This window comes from Paracoccus beibuensis, assembly GCF_026162625.1.
Classification (GTDB): Bacteria; Pseudomonadota; Alphaproteobacteria; order Rhodobacterales; family Rhodobacteraceae; genus Paracoccus; species Paracoccus beibuensis.
Genome location: NZ_JAOTBD010000004.1, coordinates 142,856 through 158,037, shown reverse-complemented (window position 1 = coordinate 158,037; position 15,182 = coordinate 142,856). Strand labels below are relative to the sequence as shown.

Below are 15,182 nucleotides of genomic sequence, written 5' to 3'. Positions count from 1 at the left end.
AGGCGCCCTTCAGATCCAGCGTCGCGTGCGGGCGGCGTAGCGGGCGAAATCCGCCGGGAAAGCGGCGGCCAGTCGCGCCTCCTCTGGCCGGATGAAGCGGGCGGCCAGGATGCGGGCCAGCGCCCAGACCAGGAGCGGCGCTGCAAGCCAGGCACCCAAGGCAAGTGCGGCGCCCAGAAGGATCAGCAGGTCCGCAAGGTAGATCGGGTTGCGCGACAGGGCGAAGGGGCCGGTGGTGACCAGTGCCTGTGGCTGGCCATGCGGATCGACCGTCGTGCGGCTCTGCAGCATCAACGCCGCCGCCCAAAGCGCCAGCGCCAGCCCGGCCGCCGTCAGCGCCCATCCGATCGGTTGCAGGATCGGCGGACCCGCCGGCAAAAGGCGCCCGCAGCCCCAGGCAAGGCCGATGAACGCCAGAAGCCAGACGGGCGGATAGTCTGGCGTCACGCGCATTCAGTCATCGTCCTCGTGTCCGGCCCATTGGCCTTCGATCCCGGTGGCGCGCATGATGCGGACGACGCGGCGCGCCGCGGCCAGCGTGCGGTCGCGGATCTCCAGCACGTCTTCGGCCGACATGTCGCCGGGATGACGCTCTCCACGGGTGTTCACGAAGGTGGGGTGCCATTGGCCGGGCCGGTCGCCGGGGCGCCACGACGCGTGGCAGAGCAGGTTGCGCATCCGGCGCAGGCGCGGAAGCTCTTGCGTCAGAGGGGCCAGTTCGGGCGTCTCGGCCCGGCGGGCGGTGGCCAGGAAGCTGTCGATCAGCGTGCCGAGCGTATCATCGGCGATGTCCTCGATCCGCTGCAGCCATGCTTCCAGCGCGAGGTCGCTGGCATCCGCGCCCAAGCCCTTGCGGGTGAGCGAGAAGATCGCGCGCTTCAGCGCCTCCTCAAGAAAGCCGAAGGCCGCGATGGCGTGGCCGAGCGCGGCAGCCATCTCCTCCGGCAGACGGTCGGGCGCGCGGGGCAGGGGCATCGGTCATTCCCGCCAGAGCCGGGACACCCAGGACGTCGGGCGGACATAGTGGCGCAGGTGCTTGACGAACCCCTCGCGCCGGTCGCCGCTGAAGGCGGCGCGCAGATGCGCCAGGGGCGGGCGGGCCTTGTCGGCCTCGTCCCAGCGGCCGACGATGGCGTCAGGCGGGTTAAGGCTGCCGGGGAACATCACGATGCGCGTGCCGCGGGGAATCCGCGGTTCCCTGATGTAGTTCAGCGGGAAGACCGGGACGCAGTGAAAGCGGAAGTGCGCCAGCCAGCCGCGGGGCCAGAACTTGACGCCGCCGGGCGCGTTCCTGGTCACGAATCGCTGTTCGAAGCGGTACTTGTCGGCAACGCCCTGCGGGTCGGCCGCGAACATTTGCTGCAGCGGTGCCAGCTTGCCTACGCGCGTGCGATAGACCGAGGTCTGGCCCATCTTCTCGAGCGGCGTGTTGGGGTTGCGGCCCAGGATGGTGTCGTCGGGGTCGCCATAGGCGAAGAACGGGTCGAGATCCCCGGTCACGATCACGTCGAGGTCCAGGAACAGGACCACGCCCGTCACGTCGCCAAGATCGCCCCACAGGCGCGATTTCGGCCACTTGCCGCGGGTGCGCTGCGGCGCGTCATAGGTGAAGTCGGGCAGCGGGCGCACCGCGATTTCCGGATGCAGACCCGTCCCATCGTCGGTGAAACAGAACAGCCGGAACGGGGGCGTGATGTTGCGGGCGATCATCGCATGAAGCCGGTTCACGTATTCAGGCCCGAACTTTGTCCCCCACTTGATGCAGATGATCTGTTTGAAATTGCCGTCCCGTCCGTCGCTCATGTCACATCCCCCGCCTTTCGGTCCCAGCTTTCCCACCTCGGACGCGCCGAGGCAATGAGCGATCAGGCCCCGGCGTGCAGTTCGCGAAATGCCGCGACGGCATTTCCACCCAAGGACTCGGCAAGTCGCGAGGCGCCGGCAGTGTCGAGTTGGGGCCCCGTGGCGATGAACCAGCAGGCGCGCGTTGGTGCAAAGTCGTGCTTGTTCCTTGGACGGCAGCACGTTGTTCCAGGCGACGACGCGGCCTGCACGCGGCATCGGTATACGATTCAGGGGGTGCACGGACCAACGTTGCCTGAACGCATCGGGCGTAGGCGCGGCCGCGGCAAGACACGGGCGCCCGTGACGCCGCAATATCCTGATCTTGGCTTCTACGACGCATCGCGACGCCTGTCGTATCTGCGACCTGTGGCTTCCCCAAGGGCGTCGGATTCGAGGCCGACAAACGCGCCATCGGCGTAGTGCTTGATAAGCAAGATAGCGCTGGTCCCGATAAGCGACGCATGCAGCTCTTCCAGAAGTCGAAGGGCCTCAAGATGCCGGATACTTTCGTAGCGGCCGCCGAAGCCTTCGGGAAGCCGGTCATGGCCCCGCTGCGCGAGACCTAGCCATAGACGAAGCCCCGTTCGATGGGCTTGGCTGCCGCAGCACGGGATGCCTGCGCGGCCGGCCTTGGCTGCAAAGCTGCCCTGAAGAAGGCGGCTCATCATCCCGATCCTGTTGCCGGTGAGGGCTGTCGCGGCGGTATCTCAGGGCGGGCGGGGTGAAGCAACAACCTTCCCGACGATTTCAGCGGGCTCCCGGTCCGCTTCGAGGGCGCCACAACACTGATGTTGATCTGACCGGCCCTTATCGGCGAGCGTCAGACTGGACCGCCGCTGGTGAATTGGCCACAAAGCGGGACGGGCGCGTTCCCGGACGCCCCCCCGGCACCGCCAGCCAGTCCTCAAGGGCGGACGTACCTGTCTTTTGCCTGCCGATGTGAAGCCAGGTTCGCGCCACGCGTCAGCGTCGCGTCGCGCGGATCAAATTCAGGATGTCTGCCGCCGCGGACGGGATGTTCGTGCCGGGCCCGAAAATCGCCTTGACGCCGGCGGCCTTGAGGAAGTCGTAATCCTGTTGCGGAATCACGCCGCCGCAGATCACGATGATCTCCTCGGCCCCTTGCGCCTTCAGCGCCTGGATCAGCTTGGGCGCAAGGGTCCGGTGCCCCGCCGCCTGGCTGGAGATGCCGACAACGTGGACGTCGTTGTCCACCGCGTCCTGCGCGGCTTCCTCGGGCGTCTGGAACAGGGGACCCACGTCGACGTCGAAGCCGATATCCGCAAAGGCAGTGGCGATGACCTTGGCGCCCCGGTCGTGACCATCCTGGCCCATCTTGACGACCAGCATGCGGGGGCGGCGGCCTTCCTCCTCGGCAAAGGTCTCGACGTCCTTCTGGATCTGGGCGAACCCCTCGTCGCCTTCGTAGGCGGCGCCATAGACGCCAGCCAGGGTCTTCACCTCGGCGCGGTGGCGGCCGAATTCCTTCTCCATCGCCATGCTGATCTCTCCGACTGTGGCACGGGCGCGGGCGGCCTCGACGGCGGCCTCCAGCAGGTTGCCGCCCTCGCGGGCGCGGCGGTTGATCTCTTCCAGTGCGGCTTGGCAGGCGGCTTCGTCGCGGCTGGCCCGGATCTTCTGAAGGCGCGCGATCTGACTGTCGCGGACCGCCATGTTGTCGATGTCCAGGATGTCGATCAGGTCTTCTCGATCCTTGCGGTACTTGTTGACGCCGACGATGACATCTTCGCCCCGGTCGATCAGGGCCTGGCGCCGCGCCGCCGTTTCCTCGATCCGCAGCTTGGGCATGCCGGACGCGACGGCCTTGGTCATGCCGCCCATCTCTTCGACCTCCTCGATCAGCGCCCAGGCTTTCTCGGCCAGCTCCGCCGTCAGGCTTTCGATGTAGTACGACCCGGCCAGCGGATCGACGACATGGGTGATGCCGGTTTCTTCCTGCAGGATCAGCTGGGTGTTCCGGGCGATGCGGGCGCTGAAGTCGGTCGGCAGGGCAATCGCCTCGTCCAGCGCGTTGGTATGGAGCGACTGCGTGCCGCCAAGCGCCGCCGACATCGCCTCATACGCTGTGCGGATGACGTTGTTGTAGGGGTCCTGTTCCTGCAGGGATACGCCGGATGTCTGGCAATGCGTTCGCAGCATCAGGCTTGCCTGCTTCTTGGGTTGGAATTCCGACATGATCCGGTGCCACAGCAGGCGCGCCGCGCGCAGTTTCGCGATTTCCATGAAGAAGTTCATGCCGATGGCAAAAAAGAAGGACAGCCGCCCGGCGAAGGCATCCACGTCCATGCCCGCCGCGATGGCCGCGCGGACGTATTCGCGTCCGTCGGCCAGGGTGAAGGCCAGTTCCTGCACCAGGTTCGCGCCCGCCTCCTGCATGTGATAGCCCGAGATCGAGATCGAGTTGAACCGCGGCATCTGGCCCGAGGTGAACTCGATGATGTCGCTGACGATCCGCATGCTGGGCTCGGGCGGATAGATGTAGGTGTTGCGGACCATGAACTCCTTCAGGATGTCGTTCTGGATGGTTCCCGACAGCGCCGAACGCGGGTGACCCTGTTCCTCTCCGGCGACGATGAAGTTCGCGAGGATCGGGATGACCGCACCGTTCATGGTCATGCTGACGCTGACCTTGTCCAGCGGAATGCCGTCGAACAGGATCTTCATGTCCTCGACGCTGTCGATCGCGACGCCGGCCTTGCCCACGTCGCCCTCGACCCGCGGATGGTCGCTGTCATAGCCGCGATGTGTGGCCAGATCGAAGGCCACGGACACGCCCTGCTGACCGGCGGCCAGGTTGCGGCGATAGAAGGCGTTCGATTCCTCGGCCGTGGAAAAGCCCGCATATTGCCGGATCGTCCAGGGGCGCCCGGCATACATCGTGGCGCGCGGACCGCGGGTGAAGGGCCCCAGGCCCGGCAGGCTGCCCATGTGGTCAAGCGCGACCGTGTCGTCCTGCGTATAGAGCGGCTTGACCGCGATTCCTTCCAGCGTGTGCCAGGTCAGGCTGTCGGGGTCGCGGCCCTTCAATTCAGCCTCGGCCTGCTTGCGCCAATCCTGCAGCGTCGGTTTTGTCATGGTTCATCCTTTCCCGCGGCTCGTCCCGGCCTATATTCAGACCATGACGAGGTGCCGATGAAGTTGAGAGTCCTGATCTTCATGATGGTTCTGGCCGCGATGGGGCCGGGCCGCGATGCACCGCCGCCCGATCCCGACAGCGTGGTGCAGCGCAATCCGGCGCGGTTGCCGCCGGTGTCGCGGCAGCCTTCGGCAGCGGACGACGTCGTGACGCCCCTGGCCCTTCCCGCACCGCCCCTGTTCGAGGCGTCTGCTGTCGAGCCGCAGCAGTTCCTGTGGGAGGCGCGCCCCGTCGTCGTCTTCGCCGACACGCCCGAAGACCCGGCCTTCGTCGAACAGATCGAGGCATTGACCGGCGACGGGCGGGCGTTGCTGGCCCGCGACGTGGTGATCGTGACCGACAGCGATCCGGCGGCGAACAGCATCTGGCGGCAGCAGTTGCGCCCGCGCGGCTTTTCGCTGGTGTTGCTGGACAAAGACGGGCAGGTCAAGATCCGCAGGCCGACACCTTGGGACGCGCGAGAGATCGGGCGGGCCATCGACCGGCTGCCGCTCCGCCGGCAAGAGAGCGACCGGGGCAACGTCCTGCGCTGAGCGAACGCCGTGCGAAACTTGTGGATTTGCTGTGCGTTGCCTATATCATGAAGGACATCGGGCGGCATGCCCGCAGCAAAAGAGGGTTCGATCATGGCCAAATCGCGTGCAGACCGCGCCGCCGCGCCTTTCGCGTCGGTCCCATCGAAAGCAAATCCGGGCCGCCGGGACGGCAACGCCGCCCCACGTCCCGAAGGCAAGCCAAAGGCCGCGGTGATCAGCCGCGCCAACGAGATCGTGCGTGCCATCGGCCTGCGTCCCATCACCGGCCTCTCGGGTCCGAAGATCGGCTACTGACGCCGTCGCGCGCGGTCAGCCGGTCGCGCATCTCGGCCAGTTCCGCCGGGAGGTGCTGCGCCACCTGCGCCAGCACTGCGGCATCGTCGTCATCCAGTATCCGTTCCACCGCCACGGGACCGCCCCTTAGGCATTCGGTCAGAACGCGAACGGCGTGCAGGCCGGTGTCGCGTGTTTCCTCCATCAGTGACAGATAATCCGCCATCATCTGCGCGGCGCGGTGGCCATCGGTCTTCGCGATCTCGCGCAGGTCTGATGCCAGCGCTGCCATGATCGACAGCAGCCGGTAATAGAGCACGATCGGGTCGATCACGGGGGCGGGCAGGATGTGGATGTCCGTCAGCACCGCCGAGAAGATTCGGTCGTTCGCGTGCTGCGGCAGGGTGGGGACGAAGTCGCCGGTGCCGATGCGGGCGATCAGCGTCTCGGCGTCCTCGGGCAGGGGGACCTGCTGTTCCAGGGCGAAGACATGGGCTCGGATCTCGGCCAGAAGGGCGCGCTGGATGTCACCCTCGCGCGTGCGGCGCAGGATGGCGTCCCGCCGGCGGGTCTGCGCCGCAACGACGATCCAGCCCACCGCGACAAACAGGCCGGTCACGACCGCCTGCTGCAGCTGCGGGCTGAGATAGGCGTCAAGTGGCGCCATGGGAACCTGCCGCCGTCCTGATGCGTCCTTGATGCAGCACGAGGGGAAAACCGATGCACCGAATTTGTCTGACCGCGCTGCTGAGCGTCTGGCCCGTGATGGCCCCCGCCGATGCCTCGCGTGGCGCCACCACCGGGCTGCGCGTCATGCCCCTCGAGGATGGAACGCTGGAACAGCTGCGCTGGCAGACCCGGCCGGTCGTGGTCCTGGGACCAGGCGAGGCCGCAGATGCGCAGATCGCTGCGCTGCAGGCCTGGGCGGCCGAGCTGCAGGACCGCGCCGTCGTCATCCTGACCGACGGCCCGGGCGCCGAGCCGCTGCGGCGCGGCGCAGCCTTCCGGGTGCTGCTGATCGGCAAGGACGGCGGCGTCAAGCTGCGCCGCGACAGACCGGTCGACGCCTCCGAGATCATTGGGTTGATCGACACGATGCCCATGCGCCAGCGAGAGGCCGCTGCCGATCCTGAACCCGGATGAAGGCGCGCGCTCTGTCTCCACCCATGGTAGCTGGCGCAGAAGTTCAGAGCGCGCCTTTCGCCAAGCCTAGGGAAAGACAGCAGTGTCGCCATAGCAGATCGCATCTTCCAACCTCTACCTACGTGTCATCCAACTGCGCCAGAAGTTCTGCCAGGACTCTGAGGCCCTCTCGATCGACCTGCAGCGACTGGCTGACCTAACCGGGGATCTTCCGACCCGAAGAATCGTAGGTATCGACTTGTAGCAGCCTTTCGCCGTCAACTGTGACGATCGGGAATGTTCCATCGATCTCTTGGTGCCTCTTTGGATGCGCGATTTATTTATTGGTCAGCGTACGGACGAGGGCATTCACTCGAACTCCATGATCACATCGTCGACCTTCAGGCTTTCACCGGGGCCGGCGTTGACGGACTTGACCACGCCCCGGCGCTCGGCTCGCAGGATGTTCTCCATCTTCATGGCTTCGACAGTGGCAAGGGCCTGACCCTCCTGGACCTCGTCGCCCGCCTCGACGTTGATGCGCACCACAAGGCCCGGCATCGGGCAGAGCAGAAACTTGGACGTGTCGGGCGGCAGCTTTTCTGGCATCAGGCGCGCCAGTTCCGCGGCGCGGGGGCGGCGGACATGGACGCGCAGGTCGGCGCCGCGGGTCCGCAGGCGCAGGCCGGCCGGGATCTTGTCGACCTTGAGGACCAGCGGACGCCCGTCGACCTCGATCAGCGCCAGCGACTGCCCCGGGCGCCAGTCGCTTTCGACCCGCATTGCGCGACAGGCCAGGTGCACCGTCGCGCCGTCGCGATCCGCCACGACCCGGACCGGCCATTCCCGGCCCTCGGCGAAGACGACCCAGTTCTCGCCGACATGGCGCTCGTGGTTGCTCAGCCGCCCGCTGATGCGGGTGCGCCGGATCTCGGCCACGCGGTGCATGGCGGCGGCGGCGGCGGCCACGCGCTCCAGCTCGTCTTCGGGCAGGGCAGCGCCCTGGAAGCCCTCAGGGTATTCCTCGGCGATAAAGGCAGTGGTGATGTCGCCCGACACGAATTTCGGGTGGTCCATGACCGCCGACAGGAAGGGCAGGTTGTGGCCGATTCCCTCGACCTCGAACCGGTCAAGGGCCACGCGCATTGCCTCGATCGCCTGCGCACGGTCCGGCCCCCAGGTGCAGAGCTTGGCGATCATCGGGTCATAGAACATGCTGATCTCGCCGCCCTCGTAGACGCCTGTGTCGTTTCGCACGGCGGTGGCACCATGAGGCGCGCCCTGCGCCAGCCACTTGCCGTCGGCCAGCATCGGCCCCGCCGCGACCTCGACGGGCGGGCGATAGCGGGTCAGCCGACCGATGGAGGGCAGGAAGCCGCGATAAGGGTCCTCGGCGTAAAGCCGGCTCTCCATCGCCCACCCGGTGATCTTCAGGTCCCGCTGCGCGAAGGGCAACGGCTCTCCGGCAGCCACGCGAATCATCTGCTCGACCAGGTCGACGCCGGTGATAAGCTCGGTCACCGGATGTTCGACCTGCAGGCGGGTGTTCATCTCGAGGAAATAGAAGTTGCGCTGGCCGTCGACGATGAACTCGACCGTACCGGCACTGGTATAGCCGACGGCCTTGGCCAGCGCGACGGCCTGGCTGCCCATCGCCGCCCGCGTCGCCTCGTCCAGGAAGGGCGAGGGCGCTTCCTCGACGACCTTCTGGTTGCGGCGCTGGATCGAGCATTCGCGCTCGTGCAGATAGACCGCGTTGCCATGCTGGTCAGCCAGAATCTGGATCTCGATATGGCGCGGCTGGGTCACGAACTTCTCGATGAAGATGCGGTCGTCGCCGAAGCTGTTCGCCGCCTCGTTCTTCGAGGACTGGAACCCCTCGCGCGCCTCGTCGTCGTTCCAGGCAATCCGCATGCCCTTGCCGCCGCCGCCAGCGCTGGCCTTGATCATCACCGGGTACCCGATCTCGGCGCTGATGCGCGCGGCCTCGTCGGCATCGGCGATCAGGCCCATGTGCCCCGGCACGGTGCTGACGCCGGCCTCTGCCGCAAGCTTCTTCGAGGTGATCTTATCGCCCATCGCCTCGATCGCGCCCGAGGGCGGGCCGATGAAGGCCACGCCCTCGGCCTCCAGCGCCTCGGCAAACTTCATGTTTTCGGACAGGAAGCCATAGCCGGGGTGCACGGCCTCGGCCCCGGTCTGGCGGATGGCATCCATGATCCTGTCGATCACGATATAAGATTGGTTGGCGGGGGGCGGGCCGATGTGGACGGCCTCGTCGGCCATCTTGACGTGCAGCGCGTTTCGGTCGGCGTCGGAATAGACCGCGACCGTGGCGATGCCCATCTTGCGCGCCGTCTTGATGACGCGGCAGGCGATCTCTCCCCGGTTGGCGATCAGGATCTTCTTGAACATGGCTCCCCCCGGCCCTCAGGCATGAAAAAACCGCCCGAAGGTGCGGCAAGCACCTTGGGCGGCATCAATCTTGGTCCGGCCGCGAGCGCGGCCGGAAATGGTCAGGCGATCACTGGCACAGACGGACGTCGTTGCACAGCGCGCCGGCAGCGCCGCCGATGGCAGCGCCCTTGATGGCGTTTTCGCCGCTGACGCTGGCGATGGTCGCGCCGACGCCGGCGCCGATGAGGGCGCGGTCCGTGTCGGTCGGGTTGATGCCCTGCGTGCAGCCCGCAACGGCGGTTGCGCCGACCAGTGCGGCGATGGCGAAGAACTTGGACATGGTTCTGATCCTGTCGTTAGGTTGGCAGAGGCGCAACGCGCGCTCTGCCTGATTGTTTCACAATCGTCGCAGCGATCAGTAGCGGCGCTGGCAGACGCCGGCGTCGTCGCACAGCGCGCCGCCCACGGCGCCGATGGCCGCGCCTGTTGCCAGATCTTCGTCAAGCGCCTTGGCGATGACGGCACCGGCAACGGCGCCACCGGCTGCGCGCTGCGCGTCGGGCGCGATACCGCCGCCCTGGTAGCCGGGGGCGCAGGCGGAAAGGCCGGCTGCGACCAGAGCAAGCCCAGCAAGACGGATGGTGACGGAATTCTGCATGTTGAACAGCCTGTATTGTGGGCCCGCTGCCGGACCAGTTGTAGATCACCACCTCGTATCGCACAGCAAGAGGTGACGTCAAACTGACATGCGTGTGACTTCAACGGGTTCAGCAGCAAATCGCGCATCAGCGGGCGTCCTCATCCTCGCCGTCGTCCCAGTCCGCGTCATCGTCGTCCCAGTTGAAGGCAGGTGGCGCGTCCTCGACGAAAAGGTCGGGAAAGGCCGCTTCGGCGGCCGCCATGTCGACCTGCAAAAGCTGCTCGTAATCGGTCGGATCGAAATCGCCGACAGCCTTGACCTCACGGCCAATCAGCCAGGACAGACGCCCCGCATCGAGGTTGCCGCGCGGAAAAGGCTCTTCCCCGAAATGTTCGATGAGTGCTGCAAGAAATCCGGCGTCGGCGCGCTTGTCGGCGGGCTTGCGATCCTTGAATCGCTCGCGTCGGGTGATCGGCGTCGCGCCCTTCTTGCGGTTTTCTCGCCGGATGGTGAATTGGAAGTCGGTGCCGGGCAGGCGCCCGGGAAAGCCGCGATGCTTCAGCATGGCGTGGCCCCTTTGCTGTGGCGCGCGGGGGCTGCTGCGCACGGGCAGGCTGGCCGCCCGCGCGCGGTGGTCGATGCGCCGGTCTTAGCCGAACTTGCCCTGATAGACAGGCTCGGTCGTGACCGGGTTGACGACCGGCGCCGCCGGGGCGGTCGGGACGTAGACGTCGGGCTGCTGGCGCTGGCAGGCCGCGAAGGCCGACACAAGCACGAGGCCGAGGATGATTTTCTTCGACATGGAAACAGGCTCCTGTAAAGCGGACGCGACGGCGCCCGACTGCTCGGGTTATGGTCGGCTTCGACGGCCGACCTGGCCGCAAGCATAGCGGCGCTTGCCCGCCCCAGACAGGCGGCGCCCACGGCCCGACGCACGCCGCCCGGACGCTGTGGCGCGGCTGCATCATTCACGAAGTTGTGCATCATGACCATGTCCGGACAGACTTACAGCGGAATGTTGTCATGCTTTTTCCACGGGTTCGCCAGCTGCTTGCCACGCAGGCTGGCGAAGGCGCGAGCCACGCGCTTGCGGGTGCTGCGCGGCTGGATCACCTCGTCGATGAAGCCCTTTTCGGCCGCCACGAAAGGGTTGGCGAAGCGGTCCTCATAGTCCTTGGTGCGGGCGGCGATTTTCTCGGGCTGGTCCAGTTCGCTGCGATATAGGATCTCGACCGCGCCCTTGGCGCCCATGACCGCGATTTCGGCCGTGGGCCAGGCATAGTTGAAATCCCCGCGCAGGTGCTTGGACGCCATGACGTCATAGGCCCCGCCATAGGCCTTGCGGGTGATCACCGTGACCTTCGGCACGGTCGCCTCGCCATAGGCGAAGAGCAGCTTGGCACCGTGCTTGATGACCCCGCCGTATTCCTGACCGGTTCCGGGCAGGAAGCCCGGCACGTCGACCAGCGTCAGGATCGGGATCTCGAACGCATCGCAGAAGCGCACGAAGCGCGCGGCCTTGCGGCTGCTGTCGATGTCCAGGCACCCGGCCAGCACCATAGGCTGGTTCGCGACGACGCCCACGGTCTGGCCTTCGATCCGGATGAAACCGACGATGATGTTGCCCGCAAAATCCTTCTGAATTTCGTAGAAGTCGCCCTCGTCGGCGATCTTCGCGATCAGCTCCTTCATGTCGTAGGGCTGGTTCGGGTTGTCGGGGATCAGCGTGTCGAGACTGGGTTCGATCCGGGCAGGGTCGTCGAAGAATGGCCGCGTCGGCGCCTTTTCGCGGTTGTTCAGCGGCAGGAAATCGAAGAGGCGGCGGATCTCCGACAGCGCCTCGACATCGTCCCGAAAGGCGCCATCGGCGACGGACGACTTGCGCGTATGGGTGCTTGCGCCGCCCAGCTGTTCGGCGGTCACCACCTCGTTCGTGACCGTCTTCACGACGTCGGGGCCGGTCACGAACATGTAGGACGTGTCCTGCACCATGAAGATGAAGTCGGTCATGGCGGGCGAATAGACCGCGCCGCCCGCGCAGGGGCCCATGATGACACTGATCTGCGGGATGACGCCCGACGCCATGATATTGCGCTGGAACACATCGGCATAGCCGGCAAGGCTGGCCACGCCTTCCTGGATCCGCGCGCCGCCTGAATCGTTCAATCCGATCACCGGGGCGCCGTTCTGCATCGCCATGTCCATGATCTTGCAGATCTTCTGGGCATGGGTTTCGGACAGAGATCCGCCGAAGACGGTGAAGTCCTGGCTGAAGACATAGACCATGCGCCCGTTGATCGTGCCCCAGCCGGTGACGACGCCGTCGCCATAGGGGCGATCCGCCTCGATTCCGAAATCGGTCGAGCGGTGGGCCACGAACATGTCGAACTCCTCGAAGCTCTCCTCGTCCAGCAGCAGCTCGATCCGTTCGCGCGCGGTCAGCTTGCCGCGGGCATGCTGGGCGTCGATGCGCCGCTGGCCGCCGCCAAGCCGCGCCTCGCCGCGACGCCGCTCCAGCTCTTGCAGGATGTCTTTCATGCGCGCCTCTCCTTGGTCCAGTTTGCGGACGGTAGAACGGGATGCGGCGTCGTCAAAGAAAAATCGGGGAAATTTGCAAAGGAATGGCTTCACAAGCCGCGCAAACTGAAAACCTGCAAACGCCCCGTGACGCAGCCTCTTGACGCAGGGCGGGCGTGCGGGCAAGCCAGCGGCATGGGACTGCAGATCGACATCCAGGCTATGCTGGCCAACCACGCGGCGCTGGCCGCCCAGGCGCCCGGCGCGCGCGCGGCGGCGGTCGTCAAGGCCGATGCCTATGGGCTTGGCGCCGACAAGGTCGCGCCCGCCCTCTATGCGGCCGGTGTGCGGGACTTCTTCGTGGCGCTGGCGCGAGAGGGCCGGGCGATCCGCCCGCTACTGCCCGATGACGCGCGCATCAACGTGCTGTCAGGGCATATGGAGGGCGAGGATCTGACCGGCCTGACCCCGGTCCTGAACAGCCCGGCGCAGTTCTTCCGCGACCGCGCCATGCGGCCGGGCCAGCCCTTCGCGATCCAGCTGGACACCGGCATGAACCGCCTTGGTATGGAGGCGCCCGAATGGGCCGCCCTCCGCGACGAGGCGCTGGCGGCTGCGCCCGCCTTCATCATGTCGCACCTGGCCTGCGCCGATGAACCCGACCACCCGGCCAATGCGGCGCAGCTTGCGGCGTTCCGCGCGATGACCGACGGCTGCAACGTCCCCAGGTCGCTGGCGGCGACTGGCGGCATCCTGCTGGGGCCGGATTATCATTTCGATCTCGTTCGTCCGGGCGTGGGCCTTTATGGCGGAATGCCCTTCGCCAATGCCCGTCCGGTCGTGAACCTGTCGCTGCGGGTGATCCAGACGCGCGACGTGAAGGCGGGCGAGATAGTCGGCTATGGCGCCACCTGGCATGCCGGGCGCGACAGCCGGATCGCCACGGTCGATGCAGGCTATGCCGACGGCATCCTGCGGGCGCTGTCCTCCAGCGGGGCGATGCTGTTTGCGGGCCAGACCGCATGTCCGATCGTGGGCCGCGTGTCGATGGACCTGATCACGGTGGACGTGACGGACCTTCGCACGGTGCCGGACCGCCTGGACCTGATCTGCCCGCGCCAGCCCATCGACCGGCTGGCCGATCTTGCCGGCACCATCGGATACGAGATCCTGACCGCGCTCGGGCTGCGTTACCAGCGGACCTACCTGTGAACCCACTCCGGGCGATCGGCCGGCCTGCGCTGCGCCTGACGCGGGGCATCGGGGCCGTGACGCTGTTCGCCGCCCGCGGGCTGGGCGGCCTGACGCCGTTTCCCGCCCGCGCGATCCTGGCGCAACTGCTGCAGATCGGCTGGCTGTCGCTGCCGGTCGTCGGGCTGACGGCGCTGTTCACCGGCGCCGCCCTGGCGCTGCAGATCCATTCCGGCGGAGAGCGGTTCCAGGCCAGCGACGTCGTGCCCGCCATCGTTGCCATCGGGATGGTCCGGGAACTTGGACCGGTGCTGGGCGGGCTGATGGTCGCCGCCCGCGTCGCCAGCGCCATCGCGGCCGAGATCGGCACGATGCGCGTGACGGAACAGATCGACGCGCTGGTGACGCTGTCGACGGACCCGGTGCGCTGGCTGGTGACGCCGCGCCTCTGGGCGGCGATCCTGTCGCTGCCCGTGCTGGTCGCCGTGGGCGACATCATCGGCATCATGGGAGGCTGGCTGGTGGGAACGACCTCGCTCGGGTTCAACTCGGCCACCTACATCGCCAACAGCTGGGCCTATTTGGAAGGCTGGGACGTCCTGTCGGGACTGATCAAGGGGGCGGTCTTCGGGCTGATCGTGGCACTGTCGGGCTGCTGGTTCGGCATGCGGTCAGGCCGGGGGGCGGCAGGCGTCGGCCGTGCCACCACCTCGGCCGTGGTGGCGGCGGCGGTGGGCATCCTGGCCGCGAACTTCGCGCTGACGGGGCTGTTCTTCCGATGATCGAGGTCCGGAGACTGCGCAAGAGCTTCGGTCAGGCCGCCGTGCTGGACGGGGTCGGCCTGCGCGTGGGGCAGGGCGAAAGCCTCTGCGTCATCGGACAGTCCGGCACCGGCAAATCGGTGCTGCTGAAATGCATCCTGGGCCTGATCCAGCCGGACGAGGGCGTGATCCTGTCGCAGGGCCAGCCGCTGGACCAGGCGCACTTCATGCAGCGGTTCGGCATGCTGTTCCAGGGTGCCGCGCTGTTCGACAGCCTGTCGGTCTGGCAGAACGTGGCCTTCCGGTTGCGCCAGCGGATGTCCGATCGCGCCGCCCGGGCCATTGCGCTGGAAAAGCTGGCCCGGGTCGGGTTGGGGCCGGAAACCGCCGACCTGATGCCTGCCCAGCTGTCCGGCGGCATGGCCAAGCGCGCCGGGCTTGCCCGCGCCATCGCCGATGACCCGGCGGTCATCTTCTTCGACGAGCCGACAACCGGCCTGGACCCGATCCGGGCGCGGTCCATCGACAGCCTGATCCGCGGGATCGTCACCGAGACTGGCGCCACCGCCGTGACCATCACGCACGACATGGCCTCGGTGCGCGCCATCGGCGACCGGGTGGCGCTGCTGCAGGGCGGGCGCATTGTCCACGACGGCCCCGTCGCCGCAATGGATCAGGCGCCGGCGCTGGCCAAGTTCCTTGGCTGACGTTGCCTGGTCGTCATGCAACTTTTACGCATCTGT

At 66.9% G+C, this 15,182-nt stretch carries 18 protein-coding genes; 6 read left to right on the top strand and 12 right to left on the bottom strand.

What is annotated here, in order from left to right; all coding sequences use genetic code 11:
* Window positions 1-9: 9 nt before the first annotated feature.
* The 5 genes from OC159_RS04705 to scpA all read right to left on the bottom strand — a co-directional run bounded on the left by OC159_RS04705 (window position 10) and on the right by scpA (window position 4,941).
* Window positions 10-453: a methyltransferase family protein gene (locus tag OC159_RS04705; RefSeq protein WP_265499994.1), complete on the bottom strand. Its 444-nt coding sequence runs from the start codon at window positions 451-453 to the stop codon at window positions 10-12.
* Window positions 454-975, bottom strand: a complete 522-nt coding sequence (locus OC159_RS04700) for a hypothetical protein (protein ID WP_265499993.1) — start codon at window positions 973-975, stop codon at window positions 454-456.
* 3 nt (window positions 976-978) lie between these two features.
* Window positions 979-1,803 (bottom strand): glycosyl transferase, encoded by an 825-nt coding sequence (locus OC159_RS04695; RefSeq protein ID WP_265499992.1) that lies wholly within the window; start codon window positions 1,801-1,803, stop codon window positions 979-981.
* A 371-nt stretch (window positions 1,804-2,174) separates the two neighbouring features.
* Window positions 2,175-2,510 carry a hypothetical protein gene (locus tag OC159_RS04690; protein WP_265499991.1) on the bottom strand — a complete coding sequence of 112 codons (336 nt, stop codon included), beginning with the start codon at window positions 2,508-2,510 and terminating at the stop codon, window positions 2,175-2,177.
* Window positions 2,511-2,808: 298 nt separating this feature from the next.
* Window positions 2,809-4,941, bottom strand: a complete 2,133-nt coding sequence (scpA, locus tag OC159_RS04685) for a methylmalonyl-CoA mutase (protein ID WP_265499990.1) — start codon at window positions 4,939-4,941, stop codon at window positions 2,809-2,811.
* Between the two features lie 57 nt (window positions 4,942-4,998).
* On the opposite strand from scpA, the gene OC159_RS04680 reads away from it, so the two are divergent.
* On the top strand, window positions 4,999-5,535 hold the full coding sequence (locus OC159_RS04680; protein WP_265499989.1) for a DUF4174 domain-containing protein: 537 nt from the start codon (window positions 4,999-5,001) through the stop codon (window positions 5,533-5,535).
* 66 nt (window positions 5,536-5,601) lie between these two features.
* Window positions 5,602-5,832 carry a hypothetical protein gene (locus tag OC159_RS04675; RefSeq protein ID WP_265499988.1) on the top strand — a complete coding sequence of 77 codons (231 nt, stop codon included), beginning with the start codon at window positions 5,602-5,604 and terminating at the stop codon, window positions 5,830-5,832.
* Here OC159_RS04675 and OC159_RS04670 read toward each other — a convergent pair.
* Window positions 5,798-6,478 carry a hypothetical protein gene (locus tag OC159_RS04670; protein ID WP_265499987.1) on the bottom strand — a complete coding sequence of 227 codons (681 nt, stop codon included), beginning with the start codon at window positions 6,476-6,478 and terminating at the stop codon, window positions 5,798-5,800. The genes OC159_RS04675 and OC159_RS04670 overlap by 35 nt on opposite strands.
* Before the next feature lie 53 nt (window positions 6,479-6,531).
* On the opposite strand from OC159_RS04670, the gene OC159_RS04665 reads away from it, so the two are divergent.
* Complete coding sequence (locus tag OC159_RS04665; RefSeq protein WP_265499986.1) at window positions 6,532-6,954, top strand: DUF4174 domain-containing protein; 423 nt, start codon at window positions 6,532-6,534, stop codon at window positions 6,952-6,954.
* 348 nt (window positions 6,955-7,302) lie between these two features.
* On the opposite strand, the gene OC159_RS04660 is transcribed toward OC159_RS04665, so the two are convergent.
* The 6 genes from OC159_RS04660 to OC159_RS04635 all read right to left on the bottom strand — a co-directional run bounded on the left by OC159_RS04660 (window position 7,303) and on the right by OC159_RS04635 (window position 12,508).
* Complete coding sequence (locus OC159_RS04660) at window positions 7,303-9,348, bottom strand: acetyl-CoA carboxylase biotin carboxylase subunit (protein ID WP_265499985.1); 2,046 nt, start codon at window positions 9,346-9,348, stop codon at window positions 7,303-7,305.
* A 109-nt stretch (window positions 9,349-9,457) separates the two neighbouring features.
* Window positions 9,458-9,670, bottom strand: a complete 213-nt coding sequence (locus OC159_RS04655) for a YMGG-like glycine zipper-containing protein (RefSeq protein WP_265499984.1) — start codon at window positions 9,668-9,670, stop codon at window positions 9,458-9,460.
* A gap of 75 nt (window positions 9,671-9,745) precedes the next feature.
* Complete coding sequence (locus OC159_RS04650; protein WP_265499983.1) at window positions 9,746-9,988, bottom strand: hypothetical protein; 243 nt, start codon at window positions 9,986-9,988, stop codon at window positions 9,746-9,748.
* Between the two features lie 127 nt (window positions 9,989-10,115).
* The gene (locus OC159_RS04645) at window positions 10,116-10,535 is read right to left on the bottom strand and encodes a hypothetical protein (RefSeq protein ID WP_265499982.1); all 420 of its coding nucleotides are present in this window, start codon (window positions 10,533-10,535) and stop codon (window positions 10,116-10,118) included.
* Between the two features lie 84 nt (window positions 10,536-10,619).
* A complete protein-coding gene (locus tag OC159_RS04640; protein WP_265499981.1) occupies window positions 10,620-10,772 on the bottom strand; it encodes a hypothetical protein in 153 nt (50 codons plus the stop codon).
* A gap of 203 nt (window positions 10,773-10,975) precedes the next feature.
* Window positions 10,976-12,508, bottom strand: coding sequence for an acyl-CoA carboxylase subunit beta (locus OC159_RS04635; RefSeq protein WP_265499980.1), 1,533 nt, complete (start codon window positions 12,506-12,508; stop codon window positions 10,976-10,978).
* Window positions 12,509-12,682: 174 nt separating this feature from the next.
* Between OC159_RS04635 and alr the strand changes: the two genes are divergently transcribed.
* From alr to OC159_RS04620, 3 genes are read left to right on the top strand one after another with little or no spacing between them, the layout of a single operon-like run.
* Window positions 12,683-13,699: an alanine racemase gene (gene alr, locus OC159_RS04630; RefSeq protein ID WP_265499979.1), complete on the top strand. Its 1,017-nt coding sequence runs from the start codon at window positions 12,683-12,685 to the stop codon at window positions 13,697-13,699.
* The gene (locus tag OC159_RS04625; protein WP_265499978.1) at window positions 13,696-14,460 is read left to right on the top strand and encodes an MlaE family ABC transporter permease; all 765 of its coding nucleotides are present in this window, start codon (window positions 13,696-13,698) and stop codon (window positions 14,458-14,460) included. The genes alr and OC159_RS04625 overlap by 4 nt, the downstream gene beginning before the upstream one ends.
* Complete coding sequence (locus OC159_RS04620; protein WP_265499977.1) at window positions 14,457-15,146, top strand: ABC transporter ATP-binding protein; 690 nt, start codon at window positions 14,457-14,459, stop codon at window positions 15,144-15,146. Before OC159_RS04625 ends, OC159_RS04620 begins: the two co-directional genes overlap by 4 nt.
* Window positions 15,147-15,182: the final 36 nt, after the last annotated feature.